This is a genomic window from Streptomyces sp. S063 (genome assembly GCF_002832675.1).
Classification (GTDB): domain Bacteria; phylum Actinomycetota; class Actinomycetes; order Streptomycetales; family Streptomycetaceae; genus Streptomyces; species Streptomyces sindenensis.
The window spans coordinates 744,110-763,931 of record NZ_CP021707.1 but is presented as its reverse complement, the minus strand read 5'-3'; the positions used below and the strand labels follow the sequence as shown (position 1 = coordinate 763,931).

The 19,822-nt window shown below is 71.9% G+C and carries 22 protein-coding genes; 16 read left to right on the top strand and 6 right to left on the bottom strand.

Features of this window, described 5'->3' with window-relative positions; translation table 11 throughout:
• Nucleotides 1-3: 3 nt before the first annotated feature.
• From queD to CCZ36_RS03325, 13 genes are all read left to right on the top strand, one after another.
• Complete coding sequence (queD, locus tag CCZ36_RS03390) at nucleotides 4-366, top strand: 6-carboxytetrahydropterin synthase QueD (RefSeq protein WP_010070067.1); 363 nt, start codon at nucleotides 4-6, stop codon at nucleotides 364-366.
• On the top strand, nucleotides 363-1,070 hold the full coding sequence (locus tag CCZ36_RS03385; protein WP_237302591.1) for a 7-carboxy-7-deazaguanine synthase QueE: 708 nt from the start codon (nucleotides 363-365) through the stop codon (nucleotides 1,068-1,070). Before queD ends, CCZ36_RS03385 begins: the two co-directional genes overlap by 4 nt.
• Nucleotides 1,071-1,670, top strand: a complete 600-nt coding sequence (folE, locus tag CCZ36_RS03380; protein WP_237302590.1) for a GTP cyclohydrolase I — start codon at nucleotides 1,071-1,073, stop codon at nucleotides 1,668-1,670.
• A gap of 63 nt (nucleotides 1,671-1,733) precedes the next feature.
• Nucleotides 1,734-2,765, top strand: coding sequence for a fatty acid desaturase family protein (locus CCZ36_RS03375; protein WP_237302589.1), 1,032 nt, complete (start codon nucleotides 1,734-1,736; stop codon nucleotides 2,763-2,765).
• 14 nt (nucleotides 2,766-2,779) lie between these two features.
• Nucleotides 2,780-3,781 (top strand): TauD/TfdA family dioxygenase, encoded by a 1,002-nt coding sequence (locus CCZ36_RS03370; RefSeq protein WP_128817003.1) that lies wholly within the window; start codon nucleotides 2,780-2,782, stop codon nucleotides 3,779-3,781.
• Between the two features lie 78 nt (nucleotides 3,782-3,859).
• Nucleotides 3,860-5,104 carry an ATP-grasp domain-containing protein gene (locus CCZ36_RS03365; RefSeq protein WP_069736089.1) on the top strand — a complete coding sequence of 415 codons (1,245 nt, stop codon included), beginning with the start codon at nucleotides 3,860-3,862 and terminating at the stop codon, nucleotides 5,102-5,104.
• A 131-nt stretch (nucleotides 5,105-5,235) separates the two neighbouring features.
• The gene (locus CCZ36_RS03355; protein ID WP_079134299.1) at nucleotides 5,236-6,117 is read left to right on the top strand and encodes a HipA family kinase; all 882 of its coding nucleotides are present in this window, start codon (nucleotides 5,236-5,238) and stop codon (nucleotides 6,115-6,117) included.
• Entirely contained in the window at nucleotides 6,114-6,497 is a 384-nt protein-coding gene (locus CCZ36_RS03350) for a DUF3037 domain-containing protein (protein WP_010062244.1), read from the top strand. Before CCZ36_RS03355 ends, CCZ36_RS03350 begins: the two co-directional genes overlap by 4 nt.
• Nucleotides 6,498-6,736: 239 nt before the next feature.
• Nucleotides 6,737-7,498, top strand: coding sequence for a 3-oxoacyl-ACP reductase FabG (gene fabG, locus CCZ36_RS03345; RefSeq protein WP_006122981.1), 762 nt, complete (start codon nucleotides 6,737-6,739; stop codon nucleotides 7,496-7,498).
• Between the two features lie 20 nt (nucleotides 7,499-7,518).
• Nucleotides 7,519-8,274, top strand: a complete 756-nt coding sequence (locus CCZ36_RS03340; RefSeq protein ID WP_065489216.1) for an SDR family oxidoreductase — start codon at nucleotides 7,519-7,521, stop codon at nucleotides 8,272-8,274.
• Between the two features lie 118 nt (nucleotides 8,275-8,392).
• Nucleotides 8,393-9,973 (top strand): ABC transporter substrate-binding protein, encoded by a 1,581-nt coding sequence (locus tag CCZ36_RS03335; RefSeq protein WP_128817002.1) that lies wholly within the window; start codon nucleotides 8,393-8,395, stop codon nucleotides 9,971-9,973.
• A gap of 98 nt (nucleotides 9,974-10,071) precedes the next feature.
• Nucleotides 10,072-10,761, top strand: coding sequence for a uracil-DNA glycosylase (locus tag CCZ36_RS03330; protein ID WP_176734681.1), 690 nt, complete (start codon nucleotides 10,072-10,074; stop codon nucleotides 10,759-10,761).
• 116 nt (nucleotides 10,762-10,877) lie between these two features.
• Entirely contained in the window at nucleotides 10,878-11,351 is a 474-nt protein-coding gene (locus tag CCZ36_RS03325; protein WP_069736092.1) for a hypothetical protein, read from the top strand.
• A 34-nt stretch (nucleotides 11,352-11,385) separates the two neighbouring features.
• Here CCZ36_RS03325 and CCZ36_RS03320 read toward each other — a convergent pair whose 3' ends face one another.
• Both CCZ36_RS03320 and CCZ36_RS03315 read right to left on the bottom strand, forming a co-directional pair.
• Entirely contained in the window at nucleotides 11,386-11,868 is a 483-nt protein-coding gene (locus CCZ36_RS03320) for a hypothetical protein (protein WP_128817001.1), read from the bottom strand.
• Nucleotides 11,869-12,022: 154 nt separating this feature from the next.
• Nucleotides 12,023-12,544 carry a DinB family protein gene (locus CCZ36_RS03315; protein WP_443069790.1) on the bottom strand — a complete coding sequence of 174 codons (522 nt, stop codon included), beginning with the start codon at nucleotides 12,542-12,544 and terminating at the stop codon, nucleotides 12,023-12,025.
• A 135-nt stretch (nucleotides 12,545-12,679) separates the two neighbouring features.
• On the opposite strand from CCZ36_RS03315, the gene CCZ36_RS03310 reads away from it, so the two are divergent.
• Nucleotides 12,680-13,585: a Gfo/Idh/MocA family protein gene (locus CCZ36_RS03310; RefSeq protein WP_069736220.1), complete on the top strand. Its 906-nt coding sequence runs from the start codon at nucleotides 12,680-12,682 to the stop codon at nucleotides 13,583-13,585.
• Here the strand turns inward: CCZ36_RS03310 and lnt are convergent.
• The 4 genes from lnt to CCZ36_RS03290 form a co-directional block, all read right to left on the bottom strand.
• Entirely contained in the window at nucleotides 13,509-15,275 is a 1,767-nt protein-coding gene (lnt, locus tag CCZ36_RS03305; RefSeq protein WP_128816999.1) for an apolipoprotein N-acyltransferase, read from the bottom strand. The genes CCZ36_RS03310 and lnt overlap by 77 nt on opposite strands.
• Nucleotides 15,276-15,404: 129 nt before the next feature.
• Nucleotides 15,405-15,902 carry a nuclear transport factor 2 family protein gene (locus CCZ36_RS03300; protein ID WP_069742475.1) on the bottom strand — a complete coding sequence of 166 codons (498 nt, stop codon included), beginning with the start codon at nucleotides 15,900-15,902 and terminating at the stop codon, nucleotides 15,405-15,407.
• Nucleotides 15,903-15,996: 94 nt separating this feature from the next.
• Nucleotides 15,997-16,866 carry a universal stress protein gene (locus CCZ36_RS03295; protein WP_069736096.1) on the bottom strand — a complete coding sequence of 290 codons (870 nt, stop codon included), beginning with the start codon at nucleotides 16,864-16,866 and terminating at the stop codon, nucleotides 15,997-15,999.
• A 73-nt stretch (nucleotides 16,867-16,939) separates the two neighbouring features.
• Nucleotides 16,940-17,953, bottom strand: a complete 1,014-nt coding sequence (locus CCZ36_RS03290) for a ferric reductase-like transmembrane domain-containing protein (protein ID WP_128816998.1) — start codon at nucleotides 17,951-17,953, stop codon at nucleotides 16,940-16,942.
• A gap of 228 nt (nucleotides 17,954-18,181) precedes the next feature.
• Here CCZ36_RS03290 and CCZ36_RS03285 point away from each other — a divergent pair, with 228 nt between their 5' ends.
• Both CCZ36_RS03285 and CCZ36_RS03280 read left to right on the top strand, forming a co-directional pair.
• Complete coding sequence (locus CCZ36_RS03285) at nucleotides 18,182-18,856, top strand: hypothetical protein (RefSeq protein WP_069736098.1); 675 nt, start codon at nucleotides 18,182-18,184, stop codon at nucleotides 18,854-18,856.
• 344 nt (nucleotides 18,857-19,200) lie between these two features.
• Complete coding sequence (locus CCZ36_RS03280; RefSeq protein ID WP_069736099.1) at nucleotides 19,201-19,818, top strand: sigma-70 family RNA polymerase sigma factor; 618 nt, start codon at nucleotides 19,201-19,203, stop codon at nucleotides 19,816-19,818.
• Nucleotides 19,819-19,822 lie beyond the last annotated feature (4 nt).

The following is a 19,822-nucleotide window of genomic DNA, read 5'->3' as shown; positions in this document are numbered from 1 at the left end:
TTGATGCTGCACATCACGAAGGAATTTCACTTCTCGGCGAGTCATCGGCTGGAACACCTGCCCTCGGACCACCAGTGCGCCCGGCTGCACGGGCACAACTACATCATCGAGCTGAAGCTCTCCGCGGCCCCGGACCAGCTGACCGAGCCCGGTTTCGTACGGGACTACGGCGACCTGGCCGACTTCAAGAAGTGGCTCGACCACACGCTGGACCACCGGCACCTCAACGACATCATCGAGGACCGGAACCCGTCCGCCGAGAACATGGCCATGTGGATCTATGACCAGTGGACGGAGCGCTACCCCGAGCTCAGCGCCGTCCGCGTCTCGGAGACCGACAAGACCTGGGCCGAGTACCGGCCGTGAGCATCGTCGTCAATGAGATCTTCGGCCCCACGGTCCAGGGCGAGGGCCCGTCGGCCGGCCGTCAGTGCGCCTTCCTGCGGCTGGGCGGGTGCAACCTGTCCTGCCACTGGTGCGACACCCCGTACACCTGGGACTGGAAGGGGACGAGTGACGAGAAGACCGCGTTCGACCCCCGCAAGGAACTGCACAACAGGGACGTCGACGAAGTGGTCGACGAGCTCCTCGCGCTCGGGACCGACCTCGTCGTCATCAGCGGTGGCGAGCCGTTGAGCCAGCAGCGCCGGCTGCGCCCCGTGCTGAAGAGGCTGCTCGATGCGGGCGTCACCGTGGAGTTCGAGACGAACGGGACCGTGGCCCCGGACGACGAGATCATCACACCCGGAGTGCGCTTCAACGTCTCCCCGAAGCTTGCCCACGCCGGGGACCCCGCGTCCAAGCGGATCGTGCCCGCTGCCCTGAGCAAGCTGGCGCAGACCCCCGACGTGGCGTTCAAGTTCGTCTGCCGCACCACCGACGACCTGGACGAAGTAGCTGTCCTGCAGGCGGACTTCGGGATCTCCCCGATCTGGATCATGCCTGAGGGCAAGAGCGTGGCACACATCAGTCAGCACTTGAGTTCCCTCGCGGACGAGGTCGTGCGGCGTGGCTGGAATCTCTCCACCCGCCTGCACGTCCTGGCCTGGGGCGACAAGAGAGGAATCTAAATGAGCATCGACATGGACGCTTCCGCCATCACCATCCTGGAACAGGACGAGGTGCAGGGAGGCGACCCGCTCGAGTCCATAGCCCGGCGCCTCCTGATCGAGATCGGGGAGGACCCGGACCGCGAGGGCCTGCGCGACACCCCTCGGCGCTACGCGCGTTGGTGGCGCGAGTTCGTCGACTACGACGCCGGAAACCTCGACACCGTCTTCAGCAGTGTCGCCAGCAACCAGACCGTCATGGTCTCCGGCATGCGCGTCTGGTCGCTCTGCGAGCACCACCTCCTGCCCTTCAATTGCGACCTCCAGGTGGCCTACCGGGCCCACGACAGCCTCCTCGGGCTGTCGAAGTTCGCCCGGATCGCCCACAAGCACGCTCACAAGCTCCAGGTGCAGGAACGCCTCGTCGCCGACATCGCGGCCGAGATCGAGGAGATCACCAAGTCGCCCGACGTGGCCGTCATCGGCCGCGGAGAGCACCTGTGCATGACGATGCGCGGTATCAAGACGGGGGCGCAGATGACCTCCGCCGTCTTCCAGGGCGTCTTCCGCGAGAACAGCTTCGAGCGGACCGAACTCCTCAGCCTGATGAACGGCTCCTGAACCGTGCACCGCTCACGACCAGCTCGGTAACCGTTCATCGTTGTCGGAGAGATGCTGATGCCCGTGTCGGAGAAGGACCAACTCACGGTCAGGCCCTATGCGAAGGGGTACACCGCCCCCTCGCGGCTTCGCCTGGACATCAAGGACGCGCACAGGACGCGTCTTTGGGTCACCACTTCCTGCGCTCTGCTGGATCACCTGGTCGTCGGCCTGATGGCGGCCGGCGCGGCCTGGCTCATCGTCAACCACCCGCTCGCCTCGATCGTCCCGGCGCTGCTCGCCGGGGTGGTCATCGCCCGCCAGCTGCGGGCCCTGGAGAACCTCGTCCATGAAGCCTCCCACTACAACTGGAGCAGGCACCGGCGGCGCTTGAACGACGTCCTGGGCTATCTCCTCGCCGCCGCCCCCACGGGGAGCCGGATCAGCGCGTACCGGACCAGCCATCTGCTTCACCACGGCCGGTTCGGTACGGCCGAGGATCCCGACAGATACCGTTACGCCGAGCTCGACATGGAGGCACTTCCCCGCACCTCGGCGAGGCTCTTCGTCGCCGGCGTGTGCACCCGGCTGCTGCGCTACCAGCTGGGCTGGCTTCGGGAGCTGCGCACCAACGCCCTGGCTCCGCTCGTGGCACTGCTGTGGAGCGTCCTGTGCGTGGGGGCGCCCACCGCCCTTCTGCTGGACCTGCGCACCGGCGCCGTCGCGGCCGGGGTCTGGCTCTTCGCGCACTTCCTGCTGCTGCCGCCGCTGCGACTGGTCGCGGAGGCCGACGAGCACGTGTACTCCGACGCCCGTACGGTGTTCGACGCCACGGTGTCGAACACCGGGCGTCTCCAGCGCTGGCTCTTCCACCCGCACGCGGACGGCTACCACACCGTTCACCACATGTGGCCCGGCATCCCGCACCACTCGCTGTCCCGGATCCACCACCTCCTGCTGTCCGAGGACGAGGAGTTCGCCCGGCGGCTGCGGACACGGGACAGGATCCTGACAACGCCTGGAGGAGTGGCTCCGGGCGGACCGGCCCGCGAGGCCGCCACGCCTCGCGCGCCCACGTCCCCGCCCCCATCCCTCAAGATCAAGAGTTCTCTGTGAGTCAAGGAGCAGACGTGGCACTCGCCGTACGGGAAAAGCACGTGGCACAGCCCGCCCTCCGGCTCACGCGGGACGAGGCGGGGACCCTGTGGGAGCTGTCGGAGAAGTCGGCCGGGCTTCTTGACCCCCCGCACTCCTCCGATCTGTCGGAGTTCCTCCCCGATGTCCCCGCTCACCTGCGCGACGCACTGGTGGACTTCCGCGAGGGCACCGCGAGCAGCGGATACCTGCTCGTCAAGGGGGTGGCCACCGGCGACATCCCCGACACACCACTCGCCTACGGGACGCGGGCGCTCGTCGGACACGCCAGCAACGGCACGCTCGCCCTGGTGGGGGACGTACTGGGCAGTCTCATCGGCTACGCCGACGAGAAGAACGGCGACCTCCTCCACGACGTGCACCCGGTGCGCGGGGAGGAGCACCGGATGGAGAACAGCGGCTCCGTCGCCTTCGACTTCCACACCGAGAACGTCCACCACCCCCTGCGGCCGGATTTCCTCGGACTGCTGAGCCTGCGGCAGGGGCACGAAGCCACGGCGACCCGCGTCGCCTCCATCAGGCACGCCGTGGCCCACCTGTCCGAGGACGAGAACGCCGTGCTGCGACGGCTGCGGTTCCGGAGCCTGTTCCCGACCTCGTTCACCCGGGGCCTGACCGGCGAGCGGCCCGCGACGGCGGAGCACCGGGTCCTCTTCGGCGATCCCGGCTACGAGTTCCTCCGTTTCGACTCGTTCAACACCAAGCCGGCCGACCTCGAGGCCGAGCGGGCCCTGGGGGCACTGGCCGAGGCCCTGGAGGCCGTCTGCGTCGAGGTCGTCCTGGAGCCCGGTGACCTGCTGCTCGTCAACAACCACATCGCGGCCCACGGGCGGTCCGCCTTCACCCCCCGCTACGACGGGCGCGACCGCTGGCTGCGCCGCTTCTACTCGCATCGTGCGGTGCCGGGCTGGGCGCGTCTGATGATGCCGAACAAGCGGGTCCTGCCCGCGACGGGGGACATCCAGGGCATCTTCTGACCCGCCGGCCGCCCCATCACCGCAGGCGGGCGCCCACCCGCCGAACCTTCCTCTGCCTCACAGGAGTTCGCCCCACTCATGCCTGCCAATGAATCGCCAGCCGTTCTGCTTCTGGACCCGGTCCGTACCGGTGCCCATTACAAGACCGAGGCACGCCGGCGCGGCTTCTCGACGATCTCCGTGTACACGGTGGCCCAGGAGGTGATCGCGGAGAACTGGCCCGATCACGCGGACGGCGACGACGTCAGCGTCTACTCAGCCGACGCCGACGAGATCCTCACCCGGATCGACTCGCTCGGTGTGCAACTCATCGGTGTGGTCCCGGCCATGGACTCGGCGGTGCACCTGGCCGACACCCTGGCGGAGCGGCTGTCGCTGCCCGGCAACGGCCTCGCCAAGGCGGCCGCGCGCCGGAACAAGGCGGACATGCGCCGGGTCGCGGCCGAAGCCGGCCTGCGCATCCCGCGGTTCGTTCTCGTGGACAGCACCGCCAAGATCGCCGCGGCCGCCTCGGAGATCGGCTTTCCGGCCATCGCCAAGCACACCACGGGGGCCGGCTCGTACGGCACGTACCTGCTGAGCAGCCCCGAGGACGCGGCCCGGACATCCACGATGCACGCGAAGAACCAGTTCGGCTGGCAGGTCGACGAGTGGCTCGTCGAGCAGTACATCCGCGGGCGCGAGCTGGCGGTGAACTGCTTCAGCCACAACGGCGAGCACCGCATCGTCGACATCTGGGAATACCGGCAGCCCGACGACAGCGACTACGACTTCCCGTACTGGGAGTCGGCCAAGCTGCCCGAGGACGATCCGGACTACCAGGCCGCCGCCGACTACGTACGCGCCGCTCTCACGGCGTTCGACGTGCGGCTGGGCCCCAGCCACACCGAGGTGAAGGTCGGCCCCGACGGCGTGCATCTCATGGAGGTCGGCGCGCGGCTTCCCGGTGGCCCGATGACGGACCAGTGGCTCGCGCACACCGACCTGAACCCGTTCGAGCAGGCACTCGACTGCTACCTCGGTGTCCGGCCCGCCTGTCTGGACGCGCCCGTGCGCTTCCGGCAGTCCTGCGGTGCCAGCGCCATCCGCAACGACGGTCCGGCGGGCACCCTCCGGGAGATCCGTGGCCTCGACGAGGTCCGGAAGATGCCGGGTGTCGACAAGGTGCTGTCGATCTACGAGCCGGGGGACCACGTGCCGATCACCGACAACACCCTCAACATCCCGATCGGAGTCTGGGTGTCCGCTCCGGACCACGCGGGCGTGGTGGAGCTGCTCGCCCGCGTCCGGGACACGGTCGAGCTGGTCATCGACGAAACCTGAGAACGAGCCGGTCGACCGGCCGACGCGGGATCGCCTCGTCCACCCGCGGAGGACGAGGCGATCCTCGCCTGCGATCACCCCCGGTTACTATGCTCACTTCATGCCGGAAGCGGGCAGCAAGGGACGGGAAAGTGTTGCAAGAGGTCGTAGCGACCCGCTATGTCACGCCTCTGCGTGAGGGCGGCTCGCTCCCCGGCATCGTCGAGGCCGACGATCTCGGTACGTACGTCATGAAGTTCACCGGGGCCGGACAGGGCCGCAAGACCCTCGTCGCCGAGATCATCTGCGGGGAGCTCGGCCGCCGGCTCGGGCTGCGGGTGCCGGAGCTGGTGACCATCGAGCTGGACCCGGTCATCGGACTGGCGGAGCCGGACCAGGAGGTGCAGGAGCTGCTCAAGGCGAGCGGCGGCCTGAATCTCGGCATGGACTACCTGCCGGGCTCGTTCGGGTTCGATCCGCTCGCCTACGAGGTCGGGGCGGCCGAGGCCGGGCGGGTCGTCTGGTTCGACGCGCTGATCAACAACGTGGACCGTTCCTGGCGCAACCCCAACCTGCTCGTCTGGCACGGCGACCTCTGGCTGATCGACCACGGCGCGACCATGATCTGGCACCACAACTGGCCGGGCGCCCAGGCCTCCGCCGCCAAGCCGTACAACGCCTCCGACCATGTCCTGGCCCCCTTCGGGCCCGACATCGCGGCCGCCGCCGCCGAGCTCGCCCCGCTGGTCACCGAGGAGCTGCTCACCGAGGTCGCCGCCGATGTGCCGGACGTCTGGCTGGCCGGCGAGCCCGGTTTCGACTCCGCCGACGAGGTGCGCCGGGCCTATGTCGCCCCGCTGCTCGCGCGGGCCGCGACCATCCACGAGCGGATCACACTGGACGCGCCCACCGCGGCCCGGCCCTCCCAGGCCCCGGGCTGGCTCACGGACCGGCTGCCGCCCCGGCGGAAGCGGGCCGCGGACGACGACCGCGCCGCGGCGGCCGCCCGTACCGGCGAGGAGGGCGGCCGATGACGCGGCGCGATGTCTTCGAGTACGCGCTCCTGCGCGTCGTGCCCCGGGTCGAGCGGGGGGAGTGCTTCAACGCCGGGGTGCTCGTCTACTGCCGGGCCCACTCGTTCGTGGCGGCCCGGACGTACCTCGACGAGGCGAAGCTGAAGGCGCTGGACCCGGACGCCGACGTGGTCGGGGTGCGGGCCGCCCTGCGCGCCGTCGAAGGGGTCTGCGGCGGCGGTGCGGAGGCGGGCCAGGCGGCGGGCGACGACGCCGGACGGCGGTTCCGCTGGCTGATCGCCCCGCGCTCCACGGTGGTCCAGCCCGGGGCCGTGCACAGCGGGCTGACCACCGACCCGGCCGGTGAGGTGGAACGGCTGCTCGACCTCCTCGTGCGCTGATCCGCGCCCCGGTGGGACCACGACGGCACAGCGGCGGACGCTCCCGCCCGGTGTGACGTACGGCCCGCCGGGGCGTGCGCCGTTGACACCGGGTGCCAGGGCTTCTAGCGTCACGTCTGCTGAAGGTACTAAGCGGTTGCTCAGCAATCGAGGGTCTTGCTGCCAGGGAGTGTCAGGGACTGGCGGGGAAGTGCCCCGATGTCGGCTGGGCCGCTATCCAAGGGCGAGGAGAACCAAGCATGTCCACCACCGAGCAGCGCGTCGCCATCGTGACGGGAGCGGCGCGGGGCATCGGCGCCGCCACCGCCGTACGCCTCGCGGCCGAGGGCCGCGCCGTCGCCGTACTCGATCTCGACGAGGCGGCCTGCAAGGACACGGTCGAGAAGATCACCGCCGCCGGGGGCACCGCGCTGGCCGTCGGCTGCGACGTGTCGGACGCCGGTCAGGTGGAGGCCGCCGTCGCGCGGGTCGCCGCCGAGCTGGGCGCGCCGACGATCCTCGTGAACAACGCCGGCGTGCTCCGTGACAACCTGCTGTTCAAGATGAGCGAGTCCGACTGGGACATCGTGATGAACGTGCACCTCAAGGGCGCGTTCCTGATGGCGAAGGCCGTCCAGGCCCACATGGTCGAGGCCAAGTTCGGCCGGATCGTCTCGCTCTCCTCCTCCTCGGCCCTCGGCAACCGGGGCCAGGCCAACTACTCCGCAGTCAAGGCGGGCCTCCAGGGCCTCACCAAGACCCTCGCCAAGGAGCTCGGCAAGTTCGGCGTCACCGCCAACGCCGTCGCGCCCGGATTCATCGTCACCGAGATGACCGCGCAGACCGCCGAGCGCGTCGGCATGGGCTTCGAGGAGTTCCAGGCGGCGGCCGCCACCCAGATCCCCGTCCAGCGCGTCGGCCGTCCCGAGGACGTCGCGAACGCCATCGCCTTCTTCGCGGGCGACGACGCGGGCTTCGTCTCCGGCCAGGTCATGTACGTGGCCGGCGGACCCCTCAACTGATCCGAAGGGCAGCGGACAACATGACGGTGCAGGACAGCGGAAAGGTCGCCCTCGTCACGGGCGCCAGCCGGGGCATCGGCTACGGGATCGCCGAGGCGCTCGTCGCCCGCGGGGACCGGGTCGCCATCACCGGGCGGGGCGAGGACGCCCTCAAGGAGGCCGTGGAGCGGCTCGGCGCCGACCGGGTCATCGCGATCCCCGGCAAGGCGCACGACGAGGCCCATCAGGCGGCGGCGGTCGAGCGGACCATGGAGGCGTTCGGCCGGGTCGACTACCTGGTGAACAACGCGGGGACCAACCCGGTCTTCGGCCCGATGGCCGAACTCGACCTCAATGTGGCCCGCAAGGTCTACGAGACCAATGTGATCTCGGCGCTCGGCTTCGCCCAGCAGACCTGGAAGGCCTGGCAGAAGGAGAACGGCGGGGCGATCGTCAACATCGCCTCCGTCGCCGGCGTCGCCCCCTCGCCGTTCATCGGCGCGTACGGCATGTCGAAGGCGGCCATGATCAACCTGACCGCCCAGCTGGCGCACGAGTTCGCCCCGGTCGTCCGGGTCAACGCGATCGCCCCGGCCGTGGTCAAGACGAAGTTCGCCGAGGCGCTCTACGAGGGCCGCGAGGCGGAGGCGGCCGCCGCCTATCCGCTGGGCCGGCTCGGCGTGCCCGAGGACATCGGAGGCGCGGCCGCCTTCCTGACCTCGGCACAGTCCGACTGGATCACCGGACAGACCCTCGTGGTCGACGGAGGAATTTTCCTCAACGCGGGTGTGGGCTGAGAGCGGCCTGAACCGATTTGGCCCTGATTGAGTCAAGTGCCCCGCCGGGCCACCGGATTGACCTGGTGGGGCGCTGCGGTATGGTCTGCCGACCCATGGCTGATCGAGGAGCGTGCACGTGTTCTACCGGGCCAGTCTGCAGGCTGCTGCAGCCCTAGCTTCCCTTTCTCTGCTGGCCGGCTGCGGTCTCCTTTCCGACAGCGGATCGGAAACGGACCAGAAGATAACCGTCGGTACGACCAGTTCCCCGTCCACGCTCGATCCGGCGGCGGCCTGGGACGGATCCTGGGAATTGATGCGGAACGTTTACCAGACCCTGGTGAGCTTCCCCACCGGCAGCACGAGCCCGGAGCCTGACGCGGCGGAATCCTGCAAGTTCACCGACGCCACGAGCATGGCGTACCGGTGCACGCTCAAGAAGAACCTCAAGTTCTCCAACGGCGAGAAGCTCGACGCCGAGGCCGTGAAGTACTCCATCGACCGCATCGTGGACATCCACTTCAAGGGCGGCCCGGCCGGGATGCTCGGCTCGCTGGACCGGATCGAGACCAAGGGCGAGGACACGGTCGTCTTCCACCTGAACAAGTCCGACGCCACGTTCCCGTTCATCCTGGCCACGCCCGCCATGTCGCTCGTCGCCCCCGGCGACTACCGCAAGGACAAGATCCGCGACGACGGCAAGGTCACCGGCTCCGGCCCGTACCTCCTGGAGTCCTACGAGGGCGGGAAGACCGCCGAGCTGAAGAAGAACCCGGACTACAACGGCTTCGCCAAGCGGAAGAACGACGCGGTCACCATCCGCTACTTCGAGAAGTCCGCGGACATGGTGAGCGCGCTCAAGGCCGACGAGATCGACGCCACCTACCGCGGTCTGACCGCCGAGGAGGTCGTCAGCCTGGAGGACAACAAGGACGACAACGCCGGCCTCCAGATCGTCGAGAGCACGGGCGCGGACATCCGCTTCCTGGTCTTCAACCCGAAGGACCCGGCCGCCGCGAACCCCGCCGTCCGCAAGGCCATCGCCCATGTCGTGGACCGCGACGCGCTGGTCGCCAAGGTCTACCGGGGCACCGCCGAGCCCCTCTACTCCATGATCCCCAAGGGCATCGCCGGACACACCACGAGCTTCTTCGACACCTTCGGCGATCCGGATGCGGACAAGGCGAAGAGCATCCTCTCCGGGGCAGGCATCACCGAGCCCGTGAAGATGACCTTCTGGTACACCACCGACCGCTACGGCTCCGCCACGGAGCCCGAGTTCCAGGAGCTCAAGCGGCAGCTGGAGGCCTCCGGACTGTTCAAGATCACGCTGCGGGGCGAGCCCTGGCAGAAGTTCCAGGAAGGCTTCAACAAGGGCGAGTACCCGGTCTTCGGCCGCGGCTGGTTCCCCGACTTCCCGGACCCCGACAACTTCGTCGCCCCGTTCGTGGGCCAGGAGCCCGTCACCGGCAGCCCGTACATCAACAAGGAGATCACCCAGCAGCTGATCCCCGCCTCGCGGCAGGAGAGCGACCGGGGCGCGGTCAGCAAGCAGTTCGAGCGGGCCCAGGAGATCCTGGTCGACGACGTCCGCCTGCTGCCGCTGTGGCAGGGCAAGCTGTACATCGCCGCGGGCGAGGACATCGGCGGCGGCGAGCGGGCACTCGACCCGCAGACGGTCATGCAGCTGTGGGAGCTGTACCGCAAGGCCAGCTGGTAGCAGACCGGCGATGAAGGGACGACGGGCCTCCTCGGGGGCCCGTTGTCAGTGGTGACCGGTAGGTTCTGGGACCAAGAACCTGTTGCTCACCGGAGGTTGTGGACGTGACCGATATCGACCTGCTGCCCGAGTCCTGGCGCGGCGTCCTCGGCGAAGAACTGCAGAAGCCGTACGTCAAGGAGCTGGCGGACTTCGTCGAGGAGGAGCGGGCCAAGGGTCCCGTGTACCCGCCCCGCGAGCAGGTCTTCGCCGCGCTGGACGCCACGCCTTACGACAAGGTGAAGGTCCTCGTCCTCGGCCAGGACCCGTATCACGGCGCGGGCCAGGGGCACGGGCTCTGCTTCTCCGTGCGGCCCGGCGTCAGGACGCCGCCGTCCCTGCGCAACATCTACAAGGAGATGCAGCAGGAGCTGGGCCTGCCCATCCCGGACAACGGTTATCTGATGCCCTGGGCCGAACAGGGCGTGCTCCTGCTCAACGCCGTGCTGACCGTCCGGGGCGGCGAGGCCAACTCCCACAAGAACAAGGGCTGGGAGAAGATCACCGACGCCGTGATCCGCGCCGTCGCGGACCGGCCCGATCCGGCGGTCTTCGTGCTCTGGGGCAATTACGCGCAGAAGAAGCTGCCCTTGATCGACGAGGAGCGCCACATCGTGGTGAAGGGCGCACACCCCTCGCCGCTGTCCGCCAAGAAGTTCTTCGGCTCCCGCCCCTTCACGCAGATCAACGAGGCCGTGGCCGCCCAGGGGCACCAGCCGATCGACTGGCGGATCCCCGACCTCGGCTGACGGGTTCCCCCGGCAGGGGCACCCGCCGCGCCCGTGTCTGACCGGTTCTGCGCAAGCCTGCCGTTAGCGTCGGACGGACAGGGGCGACCGGTTGGACGGGCGACGAGGAGACAGCAGTGGTGGAGCGGCAGGAGACGTCCGAGGACGCCGTCATGACCAGGATCGGCCAGGCGATCATGCTGCTCCACGGAGGTGACCGGGAGGAGGCCCGCAACCGCTTCGGTGCGCTCTGGTCGGAGCTCGGAGCGGACGGCGACGCCCTGCACCGCTGCACCCTCGCGCACTACATGGCCGACACCCAGGACGACCCCGGCGACGAGCTGGCCTGGGACCTGCGGGCCCTGACGGCTGCCGAGGGGGCGGGCGGTGGGCGGTCGGCGCAGCACCCGGACCTTCCGGCCGTCCGGGCGTTCTACCCCTCGCTGCACCTCAACCTCGCGGCGGACTACCTCAAGCTCCAGCGCCCCGACTCCGCCCGCATCCACCTCCAACGAGCCCGCGCCGCCGCCGCATCGCTCCCGGACGACGGGTACGGCGACGGGGTCCGCGCCGCCATCGACCGCCTGGAGCTCCGCCTGCGGGACCAGTGACCCCCGGGGACCAGGGCCTCCGGGGGCAGCAGCGTCAGTGGCCGTACGTCTCCGAGCAGATGCGGGCCTGCGGGCTGCCCGCGGGCCAGCCGCCGTACCCCCGGCCGAGCGCACAGACGTCCGCACCGCCGCCGGGGAGGCGTGGCAGGGCGGGCACGGTGACGGACGGGACCCTCGGGGCCCGGTCGGGGGCCCGTCGCTGCGGCCGGTCCGCGCGCTCGGGCGGCCGGGCGACCCCCGCCGGTCCGCCGCGCCGGGCCTCCGCGGAGCCGACGGCCGGGGGCGCGGGGGAGGACGGCCGGTCGGGCGGCGGCCGGCTCGGATCCGGCACGACCTCCAGCCCCTCACGGCCGGGAGGCTGCACGATCTGCGGAGCCACGTCCTGAGCCGGCCCGGTGGCCCCCGGACCGGGGTGAGGAGCGGAAGGGACGGTCCCGGGCGCCACCGAGACGCATCCGGAGACGGCGGTGACCGCTAACCCCACCAGGAGTTTCGCGGTGATTCTGGTTCTCTGCACCCGGCCAACTCTGCTGCGGGGTCCCGCGCCGGGGGCCCGGTGGGCGGGGAATGGCCCGCACGAGTGACCCGGTCAGCACGGCGCCCCGCACCACGCCGACCGGGGCCACCGGAGCCCGGCAGCGCCCGCCGGGCTCGCCGACGGCTCGGGGCGGTCAGACCCCGGTGGCGCCGTCGACCCGCTCGCGCACCAGGTCGGCGTGGCCGTTGTGGCGGGCGTACTCCTCGATCATGTGCGTGTATATCCAGCGCAGATTGAACGGCTTGCCCGACGAGCTGACGCCCTTGGAGAAGTCGTCCAGGCCGAACGCGGCGGCGCTCTCGCGCGCCGCCGCGGTCTCCGCCCGCCAGACGGCCTCCGTCCCGGCCCAGGTGGCGGTCTCCGACACCGTGAAGTCCGCGTCCGGGTCCTCCTCGGTGGAGTAGAGGTCCGGGAGTTCCTCGCCCGCCAGGATCTCGCGGAACCAGTAGCGCTCCACCTCGGCGAGATGCTGTACGAGGCCGAGCAGGGTCAGCGCGGAGGGCGGCACGGAAGCCTCGCGCAGCTGCGCGTCCGTGAGACCCGCGCACTTCGCGACCAGCGTCTCGCGGTGGTAGTCCAGCCAGCCCTCCAGCATGGGGCGCTCGGCGGAGTCGATGGCGGGTTCGGGGCGCTCGGGAAAAGTCATGGGGGTCATGGTGACCCATGATCATGGGCCTGGCCAGGGGTTTTGTGAACGGACCGGCAGCAGGGCCCCGGGTGGCCGCGACGTATGCTGCCGGGGCGCGAACAGCCGCGCACAGCGGCCCGGCACGGCGACAGGGAGACCCTCGTGAAGATCGGTTGCATCGGACTCGGCGATATCGCGCAGAAGGCGTACCTGCCGGTGCTCACCGCCGTACCGGGCGTCGAACCGCACCTGCAGACCCGCACCCCCGCCACGCTCCACGCGGTCGGCGACGCCCACCGCGTTCCGGCCGGGGCCCGGCACGAGACCCTCGACTCCCTGCTCGACGCGGGGCTGGACGCGGCGTTCGTGCATGCCCCCACGGCCGTGCACCCGCAGATCGTGGAGCGGCTCCTCGACGCCGGCGTCGCCACCTATGTCGACAAGCCGATCGCCTACGAGTACGCCGAGTCCGAGCGGCTGGTGAACCTCGCCGAGGAACACGGTGTCAGCCTCGCCGTCGGCTTCAACCGCCGTTTCGCCCCCGGCTACGCGCAGTGCGCGGAGCACCCGCGCGAGCTGATCCTCATGCAGAAGAACCGCGTCGGCCTGCCCGAGGACCCCCGGACGATGATCCTCGACGACTTCATCCACGTCGTCGACACCCTGCGCTTCCTGGCCCCGCGCCCCGTCGACCACACCACCGTGCGGGCCCGGATCGTGGACGGCCTGATGCACCACGTGGTCCTCCAGCTGTCCGGCGACGGATTCACCGCGATCGGCATGATGAACCGGCTGAACGGCTCGACCGAGGAGATCCTCGAAGTCTCCGGCCAGGACACCAAGCGACAGGTCCTCAACCTCGCGGACATCGTCGACCACAAGGGCCGGCCCTCGGTGCGGCGTCGCGGCGACTGGGTCCCGGTGGCCCGGCAGCGCGGCATCGAGGCCTGCGTGCACGCCTTCCTCGACGCCGTACGCCGGGGTGAGACGCTCAGCGCCCGGGATGCCCTGGCGACCCATGAGCTGTGCGAGCGGGTGGTCCGGGAGGCCTTGGAGCAGGCCGCCTGAGCGCCCGCAGCCCTTCGGCGGCACACAGCGCGGCGAGCGCCGCGAACGCCCCGTACACCGGCCAGTCGCCGAACCGGCCGTAGAGCGTCTGCCCGCGGGCCAGCGGCAGGTCGAAGACCTCCGCCGCGCTCGCGTCCGTGGCGAGCGGGTGACCCACCCGGTCGCCCCGGGGCCCGTACGCCGCACTGACCCCGGTGAGCGTGGCGTGAACCACCGGGCGGCCGTTCTCGGCGGCCCGCAGCGCCCCCAGCGACGCGTGCTGGGCCGGGGCCCAGCTGTCCTGGAACGTCGAGGTGGCGGACTGGGCGACGAGCACCCGCGCACCGTCGCGCACCAGCCTGCGGCTCATGTCGGGGAACGCCGTCTCGAAGCAGACCAGCGGGCCGATCCGCAGCCCCCGCGCCCCGTCCGGCAGGGTCATCACCACCTGCCGGTCGCCGCGCAGCCGGTCCTCGCCCGCCGCCCTGCCCACGGAGGTCGCCCACCCCAGCAGGGAGCGGGCCGGGACGTACTCGCCGAACGGAACGAGACGCATCTTGTCGTAGCGGTCCCCCGTCGGCCCGTCGGGACCGACGAGCACCGCCGATTTGAAGATCCCCGACCGCCCCGAACCGTCCGTCTGCCGGGCGTCCACATTGACCAGCAGATCCGCGCCGACCAGACGGGACAGCTCCGCCAGCCGCCGCGCGGTCTCCGGGCCCTCCCACGCCCCGGCCCCGATGCTGCTCTCACCCCACACCACGAGGTCCACGCCCCGGCCCGCCAGCGAGCGGGTCAGCTCCTCGCCCCGGTCGAGGCGGCGCGCGACGCTCCCGGGCCCCTCCACCACCCCCGGCTGCACGACGGCGATCCTGACCGTGCCCGCGTTCGTGGGCCGGGGCGCCCAGGCCCACACCGCGGTGACGGACAGGGCGCACACCAGGAGCACGGCCCCGGCGGCCGTACGGGCGGCGGGAGCGGCGATCAGCAGTGCCACCCCGGTGTTCACCGCCAGCACCAGCAGACTCACCAGCCACACCCCGCCCACCGAGGCGACCCGCAGGGCCGGGGAGACCTCCCACTGGCTCGCCCCGAGGAGCCCCCAGGGCCCGCCGAGCCCCTCCCAGGACCGGACCAGCTCGATCAGCAGCCATCCGGAGGGCACGACGACCACGGCCGCCGCGGCCCGCCGGGCGGAGGGAGAGCCGCCGAGCAGCCGGGACACCAGCAGACCCCAGGGCGCCCAGAGCAGACCGAGCAGGGCGGCCAGCAGCACGATGAAGACGTGGAGGCTCGGCATCAGCCAGTGGTGCACGCCGATGACGAACCCGATGCCGCCGATCCACCCGTCCAGCACCGCCCGGCGCGGCGAGCGTGCCGTGCGGATCAGCAACAGCCAGGGGACCAGCGCCACATAGGCGAACCACCAGAGCCCGGGCGCGGGAAAGGTGAGCGCGGGCAGCGCCCCGACGAGCAGAAGCGCGGCGGCCCGGAACCAGGGGGACGCGAGCCGCCCGGCACCGGCGGAGTCCGGGCCGCCCGCCGGGGACCCGGCACCGGGCGTGCCGCCGCCGGGCGTGCCTTCTGGGGCCGTGCCGCCTCCGGACGTTTCATCGCCGGAGGCGCTGCCGCCGGGCGTGCCGGAGCCGCCGCTTCCGGAGGGGGCGGCCGCATTCCGGCCGACCGGGAGACGCCCGCCCCGGATTCGCATGCCGTGCCCTCCTCGGTCCTGCGCGGGCGGGCGATCGCCCCCGCCGCGTCGACCCCTGGATACCCAGTGTGAGGGAGGTGATCCCCGCCGGACACAGGACGCGGGCCGAGCGGGGCACGGCCGACTGCTCTACGGGCCCGGGGCCCGACGCCACTTCTCGTGGACGGTGACCCTGCGAATCAGCCAGCCCGCCTCCGCGCGGTCCAGCGCGAAGGCGTAGCGGCCGCCGGTCACGAAGTCGGGCGTGGCGGTGCCCGACTGCCCGGGAGGTCCCCCCTCCGGCCCGCTCGCCGCCTGCCGCGCCAGGCACATCGGATTGAGGTAGTCGGCCCGCACCTCGGCCCGGTCGCCCGTGTAGCCGCCCAGGTCCTCCAGGTCGATCCGGCGGTTGACGATCAGATGCTGGCGTACGGGGAAGAGGCGCATCGTCTCCTCCAGCCACCGGGCGACCTCCTCGGCCGGGCCCTCCACGCCGCCCGCGCCCCGGTAGTCCGCGCGGCCGTCCGGGGTGAACAGGGCCCCGTAGTCCGCCCAGGCCCCGTCGTCGACGGCCACCGCATATCCGGTGATCACCGCATCGATGGCAAGCCGGTCCATCACGGTCGCGAGCGCCACACGCTGTGTCATCGGTCAAGTCTCGGTCAAGCGGCCCGCCGAACCAAGAGGCCCGCGCCGACACGACGCGCGGGCGGTCCCCCGGCGCACGCCGGGGGAACCGGCCTCAGCACGGGACGACGGCGACCGGCCCCAGGGCGTGCGTGACCGCCGTCTGCGCCACCGGCGACAGCCCGAGCCCGAGCGACTCGCCGCCCTTGCGGCGGCCGACCACCGTCAGGGCCGCCGTGGCCGACGCGGTCACCAGGGTGCGTGAGGCGGAACCGTTGACCGGCTCCCGGACGATCTCCACCTGCGGGTACTTCTCGTGCCAGCCCGAGGTCAGCTCGGCGAGCGTCCGGGCGGCGGACCCCGCCGCCTCCTGCCGGTCCAGGACGGGGCCGCCCGCGAGCATCGAGGAGAACATCGTCCAGCCGTGGACGATCCGCAGCCGGGCGCCCGGCCGGGAGGCCGCGGTGGCGAAGGCGAACTCCAGGACCGCCTCGCTGCTCTCGTCGGCGGCCACCCCCGCCACGATGTCGGTGAAGGCGTCCGCGTCCGCACCCCGGTCGTCGGTCCCCTCGGGGCGGTCGTCCTGCACCACGACGACGGGGCAGCTCGCCATCGACGCGGTGGCCAGGCTGTTGGAACCGATCATCAGCGAGCGGAAGCCGCCGAGCCCGCGCGATCCGACCACGATCATCGAGGCGTCCCGGCCGAGCGAGACCAGGGCCGCCGACGGGAAGTCCAGCGGGGCCAGGGTCGACGGCCGCAGCTCCGGGGCGATGAGCGCGCTCCGGCGTACGGACTCGGCCAGCAGCGCCTCGGCCTCGCGCCGCCCGGTCTCCTCGTCGACCTGCCGGGTGAGCGGGCGGACGTGGACGATCAGCAGCGGCAGTCCGCGCCGCACGGCTTCGCGGGTGGCCCAGTCCAGCGCCTGCCGACTGTGCGTGGAGCCGTCGACGGCGGCGATCACGGGAAGATCGTTGGTGGTCATGGCTCCGAGCGTACGTCGCCGGCCGACGGCGCCCGTACGGGGTGGCGGACGGCCTCTCCTCGTGTCATCCGGGTCAGTCGTGGTTGTGGGTGGAGGAGGTGTCCTCCGGGGGCACGCTGCGCCCGCCGTCCCTGCCACTGGCCACGACGGCGACCAGGGCCACCAGGACCGCCGCCACCACGAGCCGGCCGCCCAGCCGCAGCACCCACCCCGTACGGGCCCCGGCACTCGCCCCGGGCCTGCCGGGCAGCTTCTCGGAGCGGCGGGCGGGCCGCAGCAGCCGCAGGAGCAGCAGGGCGGCGATCGGGAGCTGGAGCAGCCAGACACCGGTGCGGAACCAGCCGTCGTACCAGACGTTGGTCCCGTACAGCAGGGTGTGCCAGACGCTCAGGACGTACACGACGATCACGCACCGGTGCAGGACCCGCCAGGTCTTGGGGCCGATGCGGTGGCGTACGTAGAAGAGCAGGCCGAGCGGGATCGCGAGGTAGAGCGCCGCCTGACCGACGGGGATGGCGACCCGCCCGGTCCCCGAGTCGTAGCCGCCGGGGACGAAGGCCTCCACGAACGCGGTGGCGACGGCGGAGTTCCAGGCGGCCGTGTCGTGCCGGACCAGTTCGGCCGCGAAGAGCAGGGCGTGGGCCGCGATCAGGGCGATGGTGTTGAGGCTCGTGGTGCGGTGCAGGCGTTCCAGCCGGGGTCCCGACAGCGGCAGGCGGGAGGGGCGCGGCCCGGACAGCAGGAGCCCGAGGATGACGGTGCCCCAGGCCCAGAGCAGGGCGGACCAGCCGAACGCCTGGCTGAGGAAGTACATCCAGAAGCCGCCCGCGTCCGCCATGAACGGCATCACGGTGACCGTGGAGGAGGTCTTGTTGCGGATGCGCAGGTAGAGCAGGACGAAGACCGCCGCGGTGATGACGAGCGCCACCAGCCCGTCGGGCCACGAGGCCCGGAGGTCGGAGCGGAGCGTCGGCCGTCTCGGCTCTCCCGCCCGCCGTGGTCCGGGGACCTGGCGGTCGCCGGGTGCGGCGCTTTCGGACGTCTCGGCGGCCGCTGCCGGCTCGGGGGCGGGGGACGGGTTCGTCATGCGGCCTCTTCGGAGCGGGGGGCGGGGGCGGATGCGGCGGCCCCGGGCCACGAGGCGTACGCAGACGCGTTGTTGGAGCAGTCGGGCACCGGGAGGGTAAAGTTCCCGGCCCTGTTGTGTGACGTGGATCACGCGATGGTGCGGAGGGGGCAAACGAGGCGAACTCCCATTGTTTCGGCATCTGGTGCTCTTCTCGCCGGGGTGGGTACGGCTGGCACCATGGCTGCCATGGGGGCCGGAACCGCACTCCGACTCGGGCGCACCGCGCTGTTCGCGGTCGTGTGCGTCGCCGTGTCCGGCCTCGGCCACGCGCTGATGTCCGGCGCGCCCCTGCCCCTGCCCGTCCAGGCCGCGGCCCTGCTGCCGGTGTGCGGGGCGGGATGGTGGCTCGCGGCACGGGAGCGGAGCGCTCCGGCGACCGTCGCCGCCCATGTCCTGGGCCAGTTGGGGCTGCACGCCGTCTTCTCCGGTGCCGGATCCTGGCTGCCGTCCGGCATCGGCGGGCGCCACGCGGGCGGCGGGCACCACGCGTCGGCTGCGATGGACCACTCCGCGCACGAGGTCCCGATCGGCGGCTCGTCGGACCTGATGGGGCTTCTGGCCGCCTTCGACGGCACGGTGTTCACTCTCGGGATGGCCGCGGCCCACGCGCTGGCCGGGCTCATCTGCGGCTGGTGGCTGTGGCGCGGCGAGGTCGCTCTCGCCCGGCTGGGCCGCTGCCTGGTGCTGTTCGTCCGTGCCCCGCTGCGGACGGCCCGGCGGCTGTGGGCCGCGACGCCGCCCGCCCCGGTGCCGCCCGCCCGGCGACGCACCCGACGCCGGGCCGGTCGCCGCCCCCAGGACCTGCTCGCCCTGCACACCCTCTCCCGGCGCGGGCCGCCGCTCGCCCTCCGCTTCCTCTGACCTCCATCCGTCCTCCGGCCTCTGTGCGCCGGGGGCGGTACGGGTGTGCGCCCTCGCGCACACCCGTGACAGGCATGCCGGTTCTCCCGGGCCCGCCCCCGGCGGCGCGTCCGGAACGGAACCGGCCACCGGAGCCGGGCGACCGCCGCCGCGGCTCCGCAAGGACGCGAAGGACTGCTGTGACACTTCCCGCTACCGCACTGCCGGCCGCCGTGCGACCCGCCGCACAACCAGTCGCGCAACCCGCCGCGGTGCCCCTGACCGCCGTACGGCCGGCCCCCGCCGCATCACGGGATGCCGCACCGCCCGCCCGGCCCATCGCCACCCGGCCCCCGGTCCTCCGGGTGTCCGCCACCCCGCCGCCCCGCCCCCGGGTCCCGGCCGCCCGGCAGAACGACGGGCAGATCACCGACTGGGCGCTGGCCGCGGGCGGCGGGGACCGGGAGGCCGCCGACCGGTTCGTCCGGGCGACCTACGAGGACGTCCGCCGGTTCGTCGCCTACCTCAGCTCGGACGCCCCGGGCGCCGACGACCTGGCCCAGGAGACCTACCTGCGGGCGATGAGCGGACTGGCCCGGTTCGCGGGGCGGTCCTGCGCCCGGACCTGGCTGATGTCGATCGCGCGGCGCGTCGTCATCGACCGCCACCGGGCGGCCGCCGTACGCCCCCGGACCGCCGACACCGCGGACTGGCAGACCGCCGCGGAGCGCGCCCAGCCCCGCCATCTGCCCGGCTTCGAGGAGTCCGCGGCGGTGCTGGACGCCCTGCGCCGGCTGGAGCCGGACCGCCGCCAGGCCTTCGTCCTCACCCAACTGCTGGGCGTTTCCTACGAGGAGGCCGCGGCCGTCGCCGGCTGCCCGATCGGCACGGTCCGCTCCCGCGTGGCGCGCGCCCGCCGCGAACTCGCCGACCACTGGCGCGCGGAACCCGCCGCCCCGGCCGACCTCGTCCGAGAGGGCTAGCCCG